13 protein-coding genes are annotated in these 15520 nt (G+C 66.6%); 3 read left to right on the forward strand and 10 right to left on the reverse strand.

Annotated elements, in window-relative coordinates; translation table 11 throughout:
- Positions 1–201: 201 nt before the first annotated feature.
- The 10 genes from ACVOK1_RS17805 to ndk all read right to left on the reverse strand — a co-directional run bounded on the left by ACVOK1_RS17805 (position 202) and on the right by ndk (position 10329).
- Positions 202–2037 carry a monovalent cation:proton antiporter-2 (CPA2) family protein gene (locus ACVOK1_RS17805; RefSeq protein WP_481562827.1) on the reverse strand — a complete coding sequence of 612 codons (1836 nt, stop codon included), beginning with the start codon at positions 2035–2037 and terminating at the stop codon, positions 202–204.
- A gap of 30 nt (positions 2038–2067) precedes the next feature.
- Positions 2068–2268 carry a hypothetical protein gene (locus ACVOK1_RS17810; RefSeq protein ID WP_159097503.1) on the reverse strand — a complete coding sequence of 67 codons (201 nt, stop codon included), beginning with the start codon at positions 2266–2268 and terminating at the stop codon, positions 2068–2070.
- Between the two features lie 23 nt (positions 2269–2291).
- A complete protein-coding gene (gene moeB, locus ACVOK1_RS17815; protein ID WP_481562828.1) occupies positions 2292–3428 on the reverse strand; it encodes a molybdopterin-synthase adenylyltransferase MoeB in 1137 nt (378 codons plus the stop codon).
- 259 nt (positions 3429–3687) lie between these two features.
- On the reverse strand, positions 3688–5085 hold the full coding sequence (gene der, locus ACVOK1_RS17820; protein ID WP_108768625.1) for a ribosome biogenesis GTPase Der: 1398 nt from the start codon (positions 5083–5085) through the stop codon (positions 3688–3690).
- A 15-nt stretch (positions 5086–5100) separates the two neighbouring features.
- Positions 5101–6309 carry an outer membrane protein assembly factor BamB gene (gene bamB / locus ACVOK1_RS17825; RefSeq protein ID WP_367382090.1) on the reverse strand — a complete coding sequence of 403 codons (1209 nt, stop codon included), beginning with the start codon at positions 6307–6309 and terminating at the stop codon, positions 5101–5103.
- Entirely contained in the window at positions 6309–6947 is a 639-nt protein-coding gene (locus tag ACVOK1_RS17830) for a YfgM family protein (protein WP_481562829.1), read from the reverse strand. Before ACVOK1_RS17830 ends, bamB begins: the two co-directional genes overlap by 1 nt.
- A 64-nt stretch (positions 6948–7011) precedes the next feature.
- Positions 7012–7878 (reverse strand): helix-turn-helix domain-containing protein, encoded by an 867-nt coding sequence (locus tag ACVOK1_RS17835; RefSeq protein ID WP_481562830.1) that lies wholly within the window; start codon positions 7876–7878, stop codon positions 7012–7014.
- A 19-nt stretch (positions 7879–7897) separates the two neighbouring features.
- A complete protein-coding gene (locus ACVOK1_RS17840) occupies positions 7898–8701 on the reverse strand; it encodes a type IV pilus biogenesis/stability protein PilW (protein ID WP_481562831.1) in 804 nt (267 codons plus the stop codon).
- Positions 8688–9893 (reverse strand): dual-specificity RNA methyltransferase RlmN, encoded by a 1206-nt coding sequence (gene rlmN / locus ACVOK1_RS17845; RefSeq protein ID WP_164073121.1) that lies wholly within the window; start codon positions 9891–9893, stop codon positions 8688–8690. The genes ACVOK1_RS17840 and rlmN overlap by 14 nt, the downstream gene beginning before the upstream one ends.
- 10 nt (positions 9894–9903) lie before the next feature.
- Positions 9904–10329, reverse strand: a complete 426-nt coding sequence (ndk, locus tag ACVOK1_RS17850; protein WP_008265389.1) for a nucleoside-diphosphate kinase — start codon at positions 10327–10329, stop codon at positions 9904–9906.
- A gap of 361 nt (positions 10330–10690) precedes the next feature.
- Here ndk and ACVOK1_RS17855 point away from each other — a divergent pair, with 361 nt between their 5' ends.
- The 3 genes from ACVOK1_RS17855 to ACVOK1_RS17865 all read left to right on the forward strand — a co-directional run bounded on the left by ACVOK1_RS17855 (position 10691) and on the right by ACVOK1_RS17865 (position 15108).
- Positions 10691–11344, forward strand: coding sequence for a TetR/AcrR family transcriptional regulator (locus ACVOK1_RS17855; protein WP_481562832.1), 654 nt, complete (start codon positions 10691–10693; stop codon positions 11342–11344).
- Positions 11345–11397: 53 nt separating this feature from the next.
- Complete coding sequence (locus tag ACVOK1_RS17860) at positions 11398–13770, forward strand: 3-hydroxyacyl-CoA dehydrogenase/enoyl-CoA hydratase family protein (RefSeq protein WP_200753798.1); 2373 nt, start codon at positions 11398–11400, stop codon at positions 13768–13770.
- Between the two features lie 129 nt (positions 13771–13899).
- Positions 13900–15108, forward strand: coding sequence for an acetyl-CoA C-acyltransferase (locus ACVOK1_RS17865; RefSeq protein WP_005416236.1), 1209 nt, complete (start codon positions 13900–13902; stop codon positions 15106–15108).
- The last annotated feature ends 412 nt before the right edge of the window (positions 15109–15520 follow it).

Consider the following 15520-nt stretch of genomic DNA (forward strand, 5'->3'; position numbering starts at 1 on the left):
CCCCCCCACCTCTGCAACCGGAGGTGCGGCCCCCGCGCCGTAACCCATATCACCCCGCCAAGCCCGCCCCCCGCCCGCCACTACCAGAGCGGGGTCGGATCCCTTTGCCGCAGGCAAAGGGCTCTGACCCCATTCAACACACACACGCACCTGCAACGGGGTCAGAGCCCTTTCCGTTGGAAAGGGATCCGACCCCTGCGCTCAATCCTCTTCTTCTTCCGGCACCTGGTACGCATTCAACGTGCGGGCCTTGCGCTTGGGCGCGGTGAACGGGGTCGGGGTCGGCACGCCCGGCAGCGCGCTGCCGAACACCATGTGCGCACCGGCACGCAGGCTGCCGCCAGCCATTTCCAGCTCGAAACGCTCGGCATCGCGCTCGCGGATCTGCTCGGCGATCTCCTGCGCATCATCCTCGTCAGCGCCCAACTCCATCAGCGCGGCCTGGCCGAACATCAGCGCCGATTCAAACGTCTCGCGGATCTGGAAATCGACGCCGGCATGGATCAGGCGCAGCGAGTGCTCGCGGTCGAACGAGCGCACCAGCAGCTTGGCCTGCGGGAATTCATGCGCGACCAGCTCGACGATGCGGTCGGCATCCTCGGCATTGTTCACGCAGACCGCAATCGCCCGCGCGGAACCTGCACCCGAGGCGTGCAGCACGTCAAGACGGGTGCCATCGCCGTAGTAGATCTTGAAACCGAAGCGCTCGGCGTTGTGGATCATCTCCACGTCGTTGTCAATGATGGTCACGTCCACGTCGCGGGCCAGCAGCGACTGGCTGGCCACCTGGCCGAAGCGGCCGAAGCCGATCATCAGCACGCTGCCGGACAGGCCGTCGGCAGTGTCCACGCCTTCCAGGCTCACTTCCGGCTTCGGCGCCACGCGCTTGTAGACCAGCACCACCAGCGGGGTCAGCGCCATCGACAGCACCACCACGGCGGTGAAGTTGGCATTGATGTCCATGTCGATGACGCCGCCACTGGCGGCGGCGGAGAACAGCACGAAGGCGAATTCGCCGCCCTGCGCCATCAGCACGCCGCGGTCAATCGCCTGCGCGTGGTCGCTGCCCATCACCCGCGCAACGACGTAGATGCACAGCGCCTTGGCCGCCATCAGCGCCAGCACCAGGCCGACGATCATCGGCCAGTTGCCAGCCACCACGCCCAAGTCCAGCGCCATGCCCACGCTGAGGAAGAACAGCCCCAGCAGGATGCCGCGGAACGGCTCGATGTCCGCTTCGATCTGGTGACGGAAGGTGGATTCGCTCAGCAGCACGCCGGCAAGGAACGCGCCCATCGCCATCGACAGGCCGGACAGCTGCATCAGCAACGCCGCACCCAGCACCACCAGCAGCGCGGCGGCGGTCATCACTTCGCGTGCTTTCGATTCGGCAAGCAGGCGGAACAGCGGATTGAGCAGGAAGCGGCCGACCAGCACCAGGCCGACGATGGCACCCACGCCGATCGCCACCGACAGCCAGCGCGAGCCCTCGCCATCGGCACTGCCGGCGCTCGGTGCCATCCACGCCACCAGGGCCAGCAGCGGCACGATCAGCAGGTCTTCGAACAGCAGGATGGAGACGATCTTCTGCCCCGACGGCAGCGCGATGTCACCGCGCTCGGCCAGCAGCTGCATCACCACCGCGGTGGAGGTGAGCACGAAGCCGGTGGCGCCGATGAAGGCAACCTGCCACGGCAGGCCGAACAGCTTGGCGATGCTGGTCAGCACCAGCGCACAGGTGACGATCTGCAGCGTGCCCAGCCCGAAGATTTCCTTGCGCAGGCTCCACAGGTGCGAGGGGCGCATTTCCAGGCCGATGACGAACAGGAACATCACCACGCCCAGCTCGGCCGTATGCAGGATCGCCTGCGGGTCGGAGAACCAGCCCAGGCCGAACGGTCCGATCGCCAGGCCCGCGGCGAAGTAACCCAGCACCGAACCCAGGCCGAGCCTGCGGAACAGGGGCACCATCACCACTGCCGCGCCCAACAGGGCGACGACCTTGACCAGTTCGCTGGTCGCTGCTTCTACCGCCATGCGGTGTATCCCCGAAAACCGAAATCGGCCTCAACGATAGAGCAAGTTTTCTGACGGCAATAGCATCGACGTTGCGTTTAGTTGTGCCGGAAATGGAACGATGGCGGGATTGATACCCAGCATCGTTCCGGAATAGCCGACATTCATCCACGCATGGCGTGGATCTACTGGATTATCGCGGCGTGTCATCGACGCATCGCGTGGATCAACGCCGCAGTAGATCCACGCCATGCGTGGATGAGGGTGCGCAGCGATCACCCGACCCGGCAAAACGCGGCGTAATCGATATACCCCGGGAACGGCACCCCGGGCGCACACACCGGGCACTGCGGATCGGGCTGGATGCGGGTTTCGCGGAAGCGCATGCCCAGCGCATCGAAGCGCAGCAGCCGGCCGACCAGCGGCTCGCCGATGCCCAGCAACAGCTTCAATACCTCGGTAGCCTGCAGCACCCCAGCCAGGCCGGGCAGCACGCCGAGCACGCCCGCCTCGGAACAGTTGGGCGCGAACTCCGGCGGCGGCGGTTCAGGGAACAGGCAGCGGTAGCACGGGGCCGCGCCACGCTGGCGGCCCGCATCAAACACGCTTACCTGCCCGTCAAAGCGCTCGATGGCGGCATAGACCATGGGCTTCGCGTGCTTGATGCAGGCATCGTTGAGCAGGTAGCGCAGCGGGAAGTTGTCCGAGCCGTCCAGCACCACGTCGACGCCGTCCAGCAGGCGATCGACGTTCTCCGAGCTCACCCGCTCGGGCACGGCTTCGACCTCGATGGACGGATTCAACGCCAGCAGCCGCTCGCGCGCCGAATCCACCTTCAGCTGGCCGACGCTGGCCTCGGTATGCACGATCTGCCGGTGCAGGTTGCTGCGCTCGACCCGGTCGTGGTCGGCAAAACGCAGATGCCCCACCCCGGCCGCCGCCAGATAGAAGCCTGCGGGCGCGCCCAGGCCACCCGCGCCTAGCACCAGCACACGCGACTGCTGCAGGCGGCGCTGGCCGGACTCACCCACCTGCGGCAGCAGCAGATGGCGCGAATAGCGGTCGTAGAAATCGCGGTCGGCGGCATCCAGCATCGGCTGCACCAGCGGCAGCCCCTGCTCGCGCCAGGCCACGGTGCCGCCGGCCACGGAGGCCACGTTTGAATAGCCTGCGGCCAGCAGCGCCTGCGCCGCGTCGGCCGATCGCTTGCCGCTCTGGCAGATCAGCAGGATGTCCTGGCCCTGGACCGGCAGATGCGCGACCGGGTCGGCCAGCAGATCATCCTTGGCCACGCCACGCGCGCCCTCGGCCATGCCACCGGCACGCTCATGCGCCTGGCGCACGTCGATCAGCACTGCACCGTGGGCCACGCGCGCCTGCGCCTGCTGCGGGGAAAGCTCTGGAATGCTCATGCGCCTATTGTAGGACGGCCGCGGGGCGCGGGCGGACGCGGTAGAGTCGACCGTTGGTCGACTGCCGTTGGCGTAATGCCGAAACCCCGCGCTGCGCGCGGTAGTCGACTGACAGTCGACTCTACCCCGTCGGTTTCCGTCGGTAGCGCCGGGCCATGCCCGGCGAGCGCAGCGGCGCACAGGGATCCGCCGGGCAATGAGCCGAGCGCGGGCTCGGCTCTACACGAAAAAGGCGGCCCTGCGGCCGCCTTTTCGTGGATCACTTGCCCTTGACGTGCTTCATCAAGCGCCGCTTGGCCTTGACCTGCCGCTCGGTGAGGACGTTCTTCTTGCCCTCGTACGGGTTGGTACCCTCGCGGAAGATGAAGCTCACCGGCGTGCCGATCAGCTTGAAGCGCTTGCGGAAGAAGTTCTCCAGGTAGCGCTTGTACGATTCCTGCAGCTCCTTCAGGCGCGTACCGTGCACGATGAAGGTCGGCGGGTTGGCGCCGGCCGGGTGCACGTAACGCAGCTTGGAGACGTGACCGCGGATGGTCGGCGGCGGGTTGGTCTCGTAAGCCATTTCCAGCGCCTTGTTCACTTCGCTGGTGGTGAAGGTCTTGTTGGCCGATTCGTGCGCGCGGTGCACCGCACGGAACAGCTCACGCAGGCCCGAACCATGCTTGGCGGAAATGCGCACCGACTCGGCCCACGGCACGAAGCCCAGGCGCAGCGACAGCATCGTTTCCGCCTGCTCGCGCTGGTACTCGGTCAGGCCATCCCACTTGTTGATGGCGATGACCAGCGCACGGCCGGCATCCAGCACCGCGCCCAGCACGGTGGCGTCCTGGTCGGTCACGCCTTCGGTGGCGTCCAGCATCAGCACGGCCACCTGGCACTGCTCGATGGACTGCATGGTCTTGACCACCGAGAACTTCTCGACGACCTCGTCCACGCGCGAACGACGGCGCAGGCCGGCGGTATCGATCAGGCGGTATTCGCGACCGTCTCGCTCCAGGTCCACGGCGATCGAGTCTCGCGTGGTGCCCGGCACGTCCGAGGCGATCATGCGTTCTTCGCCAAGGATGCGGTTGACCAGCGTCGACTTGCCCACGTTGGGGCGGCCGACGAAGGCGATGCGGATGCGGTTCGGATCGTTGTCCAGCTCTTCGCCGCTGCCTTCTTCGGGCAGGCGCTGGATCACTTCGTCCATCAGGTCATCCAGACCCTGGCGATGGGCGGCCGACACGGTCAGCATTTCGCTGAAGCCATACCGGGCGAATTCCGAGCGGACGGTGTCCTCGTCGGTGCCGTCGATCTTGTTGATCAGCAGCAGCGTCGGGCGCGACAGCTTGCGCAGCCAGGCCAGGATCTCGTCATCCATCGCCGAGGTACCCTCGCGGGCATCGACGACGAACAGGATCAGATCGGCTTCGGCTGCAGCGGCGCGAGCCTGGCGCGTGGTAGCGCCGGCCAGGCCTTCCTCTTCCTCGGCAATACCGCCGGTGTCCACGACGAGGAAATGGTTGTCCTCGTCCAGACGGCAGACGCCGTAATTGCGATCACGGGTGACGCCGGGCTGGTCATGGACCAGGGCGTCACGCGTGCGGGTCAACGCATTGAAAATGGTCGACTTGCCGACATTCGGCCGTCCAACCAGGGCGACCAAAGGCAGCATCGCGATTACTCCGTATTAATTTGCTAACCGGAACGCGGTCAGCTTGCCGTCAACATTCTGCACCAGCAGCACCCCGTCGACGACGATTGGCTGGGCCAGCAGGGCGTCACCGCCGCTCTTGGCCCGCGCCGCCATCGCGCCGTCGGAGGCCTGCAGCCAATGCAGGTATCCCTTGTAGTCACCGACCACCACGTAATCTCCCTGCAGCGCAGGGCCGGTCAGCGAACGACGCGCCAGACCGGTCTGCGACCACATCGCGGTGCCACTGGCCTTGTCCAGGCCGAACACGCCGCCCTTGGGGTCGGTAACGAACACATTGCCCGAAGACACCGCCACGCCACCGGCACCGCCGTGGTCGCGCGCCCACAGCGGGCGACCGGTCGGGCCTTCGATGGCCATGGTCTGGTTCTTGAAGCTGCTCACGAACAGCGTATTGCCTTCCAGCACCGGAGCGCCGTCGACGTCGGCCATGCGCTCCAGCTCGGTGCGGCCTTCGGGGCTGCCCACGGTCTGGTCCCACAGGGTGCGGCCGTCCTGCATGGCCAGGGCGGCGACGGCGCCGTCATCCTTGCCGATGAACAGCACGCCCGGACCGGTGACCACCGGCGCGTTGCCACGCACGGTCAGCGCCGGCAGCTCGCTGGGGTTGAACCACTTCTGGGTGCCGTTGGAGGCTTCAAACGCGGTGACGCGACCATCATTGCTGCGCACGAACACCAAGCCCTGCGCCACGGCCGGGGCCGAGATCACTTCGCCCGGCACGCGCGCGCGCCACTTCTCGCTGCCATCGTTGATGTCCAGCGCGATCACCTGGCCATCGAGGGTACCGATGACCACCAGGTTCTCGCCGACACCCGGGCCGCCGGACAGGCGCAGCTTGGCCTTCTTCTTTTCCTTCTGCGGCTCCCAGGTCCAGACCTTCTTACCGGTCTGCAGGTCGATGGCGTGCACGCCACCGGTGATCGCCGCAGCGAACACATGGCCATTGGCCACGGCCGGGCCCTGGCGCACGCCGATGCGGCGCTCGCCCTTGCCCAGGTTGACCGACCAGGCCTTGTTGACCTTCACGGTCGGCTCGAACTTGACCAGTTCGGCCGGCTCCTGCGCCTTCTTGGCGGCGGCATCCTTACCGGCGAACCAGCCCTTCATGGTGCTGCAGCCGGTCAGTGCCATGCCCAGCAGCAGGACGGAGGCGACGCGCGTAATCATGACCTTCTGACTCATCAAACCGACTCCGCAGGGGCGGCGACGGTGCCGCCAGCGTCCATAACCTTGGTTTCCAGCACACGCCGCTGCGGTGCTGCCACGTCCAGCGTCTTAAGCGCCTTCTCATACTTCTCACGGGCGGCGTCACGCTTGCCCTGCGCCAGCAGCGCATCGCCCTGGATTTCCAGGCTGCTGCTGTCGGTGGCGCTGCCAAGCAGCTTGATCGCTTCGTCGCTCTTGCCGGTGGCCACCAGCAGGCGGGCCACGCGCTGGTCGACCACGCGCTGCAGGTCGCCCTCGACCTTCACGGCGCGCAGGGTGGCCAGTGCTTCTTCGTTCTTGCCGGCGTCGACCTGGGCCTTGGCCAGCTGCAGGGCCGCCAGATCGCCGTAGATGCTGGACGGGCCAGCCTCCAGCGCCTTGACCGCCTTTGCCGCGTCATCCAGCTTGTTGCCCTGCAGGCCAACCAGCGCCTTCTGGTACTCGACATTGGCCGAGGCCAGCTTGCCGCCCTGGTTGGTCTGGTACCACTGCCAGCCGGCAATGGCGCCGATGGCGATCGCTACGCCACCGAGGATGCTGGCGCCATTCTTCCGCAGCCAGCTGCGGACACGTTCACTTTGTTCGTGCTCGTCGAGCAGATCGTCGATCGCCATGCGTACTCTCGCCCCGCCCGTAGGGAGGGACCATTGGGATTATCGAAGGTGGTGAAACCGCGTCTCAGTGTGAAACCGGGACAACGGAGCCTTCAGAGGATACCTGAAAGCGGGCCACGTTGGCTCGCTGGTAGGGGGTCAGATCGACGATAGCGCCGTTCTGCTGAACCTGGACCGCCGAGGCGTTGCCCAAGGTCACGCGGCTCACCTGGCCGGGGGTGAAGCTGCGGGTCTCGCCGGCCTTGATCAGCGCCTTCTCGACCGAGCCGCCGTCGGGGCCCGCGATATCGACCCAGCTGTCGCCACTGAACTGCATGTCCAGGTTGGCGGTGGCCGGGGCGGCCGGGGCCGGACGCGGCACCGGGGCCAGCGAGGCCACGTAGGGGGTGGCAGCCGGCTTGGCGGCGGCAACCGCCGTCTCGGCACTGGCGCCCGCCGGTTCGTTGCCGACCGAGGACGGGGCTACCGGCACGGCGGCCGGCACCACGTCCAGCGAGGCCGTGTTCGGGGTCGCCGGGGTATTGTCGAAGTGGCCGCGGGTGGCGAACCACACCGGCACCGCCAGCACTGCGGTGATGCCGACATACAGCATGCGCCGGCCGAGGTTCTCGGCGATGCGGCGGGCACGCGGGATATGGGTATGGCTGACCAGGGTGGGCGGAACGACCGCACCGACCTGGGCCTGCTCCAGCAGCTGGCTGATATCCACGTTCAGCAGGCGCGCATAGCTGCGCAGCTGGCCGCGGACGAACACCGGGGCGCCGAGCTTCTGCCACTGCTCTTCTTCAAGCGACCTGACCACCTGCACCGGCATGCGCAGGCGCTGGCCGACATCTTCGAGAGTCAGTCCGGCCGCCTCGCGGGCCTGGCGCAGGCGGGTGCCGCAGCCGACCGCAGTATCGAGAGCGCTCACAGTCTGGTCATCAATCACAATGCATCAACCCTGAAGGTTAGGAGCCCGCGTCCTGCGGAAATTCCTGTCGAATCCGCTGCAGATAACGATCGGATGCCGCCTGATCGCCCAGTCGCGCCTCGATTTCAGACGCAAGTTGTAACACGGAACGTGTGGCCGGTGCAGCCGCAATCCTACGTTCGGCGAAGGCGCGCGCCTCGAAGAACCGGCCACGACGGACGTTGAGCTGGGCCATCGCCTCGAGCGCGACCGGGTTCGCCGGCATCGTGACCAGGGCGGCGCGCAGGTCGCGCTCGGCGCGTTCCACCTGCCCCGCATCCAGCGCACAGCTACCGGCATTGGCCAGCGTGCCGCCTGCCGAAGCACTGCCCGGCAGCTGCAGCGCCCGGTCGAACCACACCAGCGATTCGGCGGCATTGCCGTGCTGGCACAGCCAGGCACCGTAATTGTTGAGGACGTCACCGCGCTGCGGCGCAAGCTCGGCGGCGCGGCGGAAGCCTTCGCCTGCCTGCTGTGTGCGGCCACGACGGTCGTCGATGCCGGCCATCAGCATCACCCCGTCCACGCCCTTGGGCTTCAGCTTGATGGCCTGACGCACCTTGCGCTCGGCCTCGTCCAGGTTGCCCACCTGCATGTCGCGGGCTGCCAGCGCGAGCTGGTCCTGGTAACGGAATTCCTCGCGGACGCCCGGCGCATCTCGCACGTGGCGCTCCGGGGCGATATCACCACTGCGGGTGTATTCCCCGGGGAGGTGCGACTTGGTGGTCTTACCGCAGCCACTGGCCGAAACGGCCAGCACCCCTGCAATCAGGACTGGCCAGAGACGGTCACGCGGCCGCATCGCTCCCCTTCCCTGCCAGCAACGTCTTGTTGAATTCCGCCTGGCGGCGGGTGCGGTCCATCACCTGGCCCTTGAGCTGGCCACAGGCGGCGTCGATGTCGTCGCCACGGGTGCGGCGGACCATCGTCAGCACGTTGCTGTCGAGCAGGATCTTCTGGAAGGCGCGGATATGCGCTTCTTCCGAACGCTCGTAGCGGGTGCCCGGGAACGGGTTGAACGGGATCAGGTTGACCTTGCCCGAATCCTTGGCCTGCACCGCGTTGTCGAACTGGCGCATCAGGCGGGCCAGCTCGCGGGCATGCTCGGGCTTGTCGTTGATGCCCTTCATCAGGGTGTATTCGAAGGTGACCGATTCGCGGCGCTTGTTGGCGCGCAGGTAGCGTGCGCACGAAGCCATCAGCTCGGCGATCGGGTACTTCTTGTTCAGCGGCACCAGCGTCTCGCGCAGCGCATCGTTGGGCGCGTGCAGCGACACCGCCAGCGACACGTCGCTTTCGGTGGACAGGCGGTCGATCTGCGGCACCAGGCCGGAGGTCGACAGGGTCACGCGCTTGTTGGCCAGGCCGTAGCCCAGGTCGTCGCGCATCACGCTCATGGCGCGCACGACGTTGTCGAAATTCATCAGCGGCTCGCCCATGCCCATCATCACCACGTTGGTGAGACGGCGCATCTGGTGCGGCACGTTGCCCAGGTGGCGTGCGGCAACCCACACCTGGCCGATGATCTCGGCAGTGGTCAGGTTGCGGTTGAAGCCCTGGGTGGCGGTAGAGCAGAACGTGCAGTTCAGGCCGCAACCGACCTGCGAGGACACGCACAGCGTGCCGCGGGTCTTGTCGGGGATGTACACGGTCTCGATGGCGTTCTTGCCATCCACGCCCATCGCCAGCAGCCACTTGTGGGTGCCGTCGGCGGAAGGCTTGTCGAACACGATGTTCGGAACCAGCACCTCGGCATGGGCCTGCAGCTTGGCGCGCAGGACCTTGCCGAGGTCGGTCATTTCATCGAAATCGGTGACGTAGCGATGGTGGATCCACTTCATCACCTGATGGGCACGGAACTTCTTTTCGCCGAGAACCTCGACGAAGAATTTCTCCAGGCCCGCGCGATCGAGGTCGAGCAGGTTCTGCTTGCCAGCCGTGGGTGCCGACTTCGGCAGCGGCTGGATGGCGGGGGACTGTACGACCTCGTTCACGGCATTACTCTCAGCGCGAGACGACTTCGGTGGCGGCGAAGAAGTAGGCGATTTCAATCGCGGCATTCTCGACCGAGTCCGAGCCGTGGGCGGCATTGGCATCGATGGATTCGGCGAAGTCGGCGCGGATGGTGCCCGCAGCGGCTTCCTTCGGGTTGGTGGCGCCCAGCAGGTCGCGGTGGGCCAGGACGGCGTTCTCGCCTTCCAGGGCCTGGATCATCACCGGGCCGGAGATCATGAACTCGACCAGCGCGTTGAAGAACGGACGCTCGCGGTGCACGGCGTAGAAGCCTTCGGCTTCACGACGCGACAGCTGCTTGTACTTGGCGGCCACGACCTTCAGGCCGGCCTTCTCGAAGCGGGCGTAGATTTCGCCGATGACGTTCTTGGCAACGGCGTCCGGCTTGATGATCGAAAGGGTGCGCTCCAGCGCCATGGGATGTCTCCAATGGAATCGGGCCGCTGATGGCCCGAAGGGTAACATGAAAAAAACCCGCGTCGGGACGCGGGCTTAGCCTGATAAACGTAGGCGAATTGTAAGAGATCCTGCCCAGTAGTGCCAGCCCATGACTGGCAGGCCCCCGGCCGCAGGGGTCGGATCCCCGCAGGGGCTCTGACCCCATTGCCCGGGCAGCATCGAGGTCGGAGCGCCGTTCGGGGATCCGCCCCCGCCCCCACCCCGTTCACCCACCTGAGCGGATTCTGACCGTCCCGGCCATTTTGCTGCACTGCAAAATGCCATACGCCCCCGTCTGGTCCTAGTATCAAACAATCGTTTGATTAAGGTCCGCCGCCCCATGGCCAAGCCCGCCCACTTCTCGACCAAGGACCGGATTCTCGGCGCCGCCGAGGAGCTGTTCGCCCTGCATGGCTTCGCCGGCACCTCGCTGCGCCAGGTCACCAGCCAGGCCGACGTCAATATCGCGGCGGTCAACTACCACTTCGGCTCCAAGGAAAACCTGGTCAACGAGGTGTTCCGCCGGCGCATGGACGAGATGACCAGCGTGCGCCTGATGCAGCTGGAGCGCGCCCGCAGCGAACACCCCGGCCAGCTGCGCCCGGTGCTGGCCGCCTTCGTCGAGCCCGCCCTGGCCATGGCCCAGGACCGGCAGAGCGGCGGCGCCTTCGTGCGGGTGATCGCCCGCGCCTACGCCGAGAAGAACGACAACCTGCGCAAGTTCCTGTCCGACCACTACGGCCACGTGCTGCGCGCGTTCGGCAAGGCCATCGCCGAGTGCGTGCCGGGCCTGAGCAAGGAGGAGCTTTACTGGCGCCTGGATTTCCTGGCCGGTTCGCTCACCTACGCCATGGCAGATTTCGGCCTGATCAAGCGACCCGCAGGTGTCACCGAAGCGGCGCATCGTGCCCATGCCGCCCATGAACTGATCCATTTCGCCGAAGCCGGGTTCCGCGCCGCCGCACGCGGCAGTGCCCTGCCCGCTTCTCCGTGATTCGACCGGGTGTGACCCACCCAGTAACTGCTGACCAACAAAGGCCCTACACCATGTCCAATTCCCTGCTAGTCCGCCGCGCCGCCGTGCTGGGTGCCGGCGTCATGGGTGCCCAGATCGCCGCCCACCTCACCAACGCTGGCGTCGACACCGTGCTGTTCGACCTGCCTGCCAAGGAAGGTCCGGCCGACGGCATCGTGCTGAAGGCGATCGCCAACCTGGGCAAGCTGAGCCCGGCGCCGCTGGCCAGCAAGTCGCTGGCTGAAGCCATCACCCCGGCGAATTATGAGTCGGGCCTGGAACAGCTGAAGGACTGCGACCTGATCATCGAGGCCATCGCCGAGCGCATGGACTGGAAGCAGGACCTGTACAAGAAGATCGCCCCGTTCGTGGCCGACCACGCGGTGCTGGCCTCCAACACCTCGGGCCTGGGCATCAACAAGCTGGCCGACGTGCTGCCGGAGCAGCTGCGCCACCGCTTCTGCGGCGTGCACTTCTTCAACCCGCCGCGCTACATGCATCTGGCCGAGCTGATCCCGGCCACCACCACCGACGCCGCCGTGCTGGAAGGCCTGGAAGCATTCCTGGTCACCACCCTGGGCAAGGGCGTGGTGTACGCCAAGGACACCCCGAACTTCATCGGCAACCGCATCGGCGTGTTCTCGATCCTGTCCACCATCCACCACACCCAGGAATTCGGCCTGGGCTTCGATGAAGTGGACGGCCTGACCGGCCCGCTGGTCGGCCGCCCGAAGTCGGCCACCTACCGCACCTCGGACGTGGTCGGCCTGGACACCATGGCCCACGTCATCAAGACCATGGGCGACACCCTGCCGAACGACCCGTGGCATGAGTTCTTCAAGTCGCCGAAGTGGCTGGACGCGCTGATCGCCAAGGGCGCGCTGGGCCAGAAGACCGGCGCCGGCATCTTCCGCAAGGTCGGCAAGGACATCGTCGTCCTCGACCTGGAGAAGCAGGACTATCGCCCGGCCGACCGCACCGCTGCACCGGAAGTGGTCGAGATCCTGAAGATCAAGAACCCGGCCGAGAAGTTCGCCAAGCTGCGCGAAAGCCAGCACCCGCAGGCGCAGTTCCTGTGGGCGACCTTCCGCGACCTGTTCCATTACAGCGCCTACCACCTGGCCGACATCGCCGAGACCGCGCGCGACGTGGACCTGGCCATCCGCTGGGGCTACGGCTGGTCGCTGGGCCCGTTCGAGACCTGGCAGGCTGCTGGCTGGAAGCAGGTCGCGCAGTGGATCGCCGATGACATCGTCGCCGGCAAGAGCATGAGCAGCGCCCCGCTGCCGGACTGGGTGTTCGATGGCCGCGACGGCGTGCACGCCGCCGAAGGCAGCTACAGCCCGTCGCGCAACGCCAAGCTGCCGCGTTCGGCGCTGCCGGTGTACCAGCGCCAGCGCTTCCCGGATCCGCTGCTGGGCGAGAAGTTCGCGCCGGGCGAGACCGTGTTCGAGAACGACGGCCTGCGCATGTGGCACGACGGCGACGGCATCGCCGTGGTCAGCTTCAAGACCAAGATGAACACCGTTTCCGACCAGGTGCTCGACGGCCTGCAGGAATGCGTCAGCCGCGCCGAGAAGGATTTCCAGGGCCTGGTGATCTGGCAGCAGAAGGAACCCTTCTCCGCCGGTGCCGACCTGGCCGGTGCGCTCGGCCTGCTGCAGGCCGGCAAGGTCGACCAGTTCGAAGAGATGGTCGCCAACTTCCAGCGCACCAGCCAGCGCATCAAGTACTCGCTGGTGCCGGTGGTTGCCGCCGTGCGCGGCCTGGCCCTGGGTGGCGGCTGCGAATTCCAGATGCACAGCGCCAAGACCGTGGCCTTCCTGGAAAGCTACATCGGCCTGGTCGAGGCCGGCGTCGGCCTGCTGCCGGCCGGTGGCGGCCTGAAGGAACTGGCCGTGCGTGCCTCGCAGGCCGCAGGTCCGGGCGGTGACGTGTTCGCCGAACTGAAGAAGACCTTCGAGACCGTGGCGATGGCCAAGGTGTCCAACTCGGCGGTCAATGCCCAGGAACTGGGCCTGCTGCGCAGCACCGACAAGGTGGTGTTCAACAGCTACGAGGCGCTGTACATCGCCAAGGCCGAAGCGCGTGCACTGGCCGAAGCCGGTTACCGCCCGCCGCTGCCGGCACGCCGCATCCAGGTGGCCGGTGACGTGGGTATCGCCACCTTCAAGATGATGCTGGTCAACATGCTGGAAGGCCGTTTCATCAGCCCGTACGACTACGAGATCGCCGAGCGCATCGCCACCGTGCTGTGCGGCGGCAAGGTCGACCGCGGCACCCTGGTGGACGAAGAGTGGCTGCTGACCCTGGAGCGCAAGCACTTCGTCGAACTGGCCCAGCAGGAAAAGACCCAGGCCCGTATCGCGCACATGCTGAAGACCGGCAAGCCGCTGCGCAACTGATTGATGGCGGGTGCCGGCTGTTGGTCGGCACTCCTCTGCCTCTGGTAGGTGCCGACCGTTGGTCGGCACTCCGGCTGTAGCAGTCGAGCATGGCTCGACTCTGCAAAACCCATTCGAGAGATCACCGCAATGACCAAGCAAATCCAGGACGCCTACATCGTCGCCGCCACCCGCACCCCGGTTGGCAAGGCGCCCAAGGGCATGTTCCGCAACACCCGCCCCGACGACATGCTTGCGCACGTGCTGCGCAGCGTCGTCGCCCAGGCCCCGGGCGTGGACGTCAACCGCATCGATGACGCGATCATCGGCTGCGCGATGCCGGAAGCCGAGCAGGGCATGAACGTGGCGCGCATCGGCGTGCTGCTGGCCGGCCTGCCGAACACGATTGCCGCGCAGACCGTGAACCGATTCTGCTCCTCCGGCCTGCAGGCCGTGGCGCAGGCCGCCGACGCGATCCGCCTGGGCAACGCCGACCTGATGCTGGCCGGCGGCACCGAATCGATGTCGATGGTGCCGATGATGGGCAACAAGATCGCGATGGCGCCGAGCGTGTTCGACAACGACCATGTGGCCATCGCCTACGGCATGGGCATCACCGCCGAGAAGGTTGCTGAAGAGTGGAAGGTCTCGCGCGAAGACCAGGACGCCTTTGCCCTCGCCTCGCACCAGAAGGCCATGGCCGCCATCCAGAACGGCGAGTTCAAGGATGAGATCAGCCCGTACGAGATCGTCTCGCACCTGCCGGACCTGGCTGATGGCCAGCGCATCATCACCCGCAACAAGGTTGCCGACACCGACGAAGGTCCGCGTCCGGACTCCTCGGCCGAAGGCCTGGCCAAGCTGCGCCCGGTGTTCCGCAACGGCCAGTTCGGTGGCACGGTCACCGCCGGTAACTCCTCGCAGATGAGCGACGGCGCCGGCGCGGTGCTGCTGGCCTCGGAACAGGCGATCAAGGATTACGGCCTGACCCCGCTGGCCCGTTTCGTCAGCTTCTCGGTGGCCGGCGTGCGTCCGGAAGTGATGGGCATCGGCCCGATCGCCGCGATCCCGAAGGCACTGAAGCAGGCCGGCCTGACCCAGGACCAGCTGGATTGGATCGAGCTCAATGAAGCCTTCGCCGCGCAGTCGCTGGCGGTGATCCGCGATTGCGGCCTGGACCCGAGCAAGGTCAACCCGCTGGGCGGCGCGATCGCCCTGGGCCACCCGCTGGGTGCGACCGGCGCGATCCGCACCGCGACCCTGCTGCACGGCCTGCGTCGTCGCCAGCAGAAGTACGGCATGGTGACGATGTGCATCGGCACGGGCATGGGCGCGGCGGGTATTTTCGAGGCGCTGTAAGGTTCAGAGCCTTGCCTCGTTGGGCTTCATGGCGTGGGCCGGGTCGGCAGGACTGCCCGGGACACGCCGTGAACCCCTCCATGGGGGCTCGATGGCGCCATCCATGGCGCCAACGGTCCCGGGCAGCCCTGCCAACCCGTCCCTCCCAGCCTCCCCGCGGCGGAAGGGTGAGCAAAGGCAGAAGCAGTAGATCCACGCCATGCGTGGATGCTCTTGCTGTAAAGCCGGGGTCAGAGCCCTTTGCTGTGCAAAGGGATCTGACCCCAACAAGCAAAAAAGGCAGCCATGGGCTGCCTTTTTTGCTTTTGCCTTTTCCCTTGATTCCGCCCTTCCCGTCCGCGCCCCACGGAAACTGTCGAGAGGCGGGGGGGGGGGGGGGGGGGGGCCCCCGCCCGCGGGGGGGGGGGGGCGC

It is taken from the genome of Stenotrophomonas sp. STEN087, assembly GCF_056759115.1.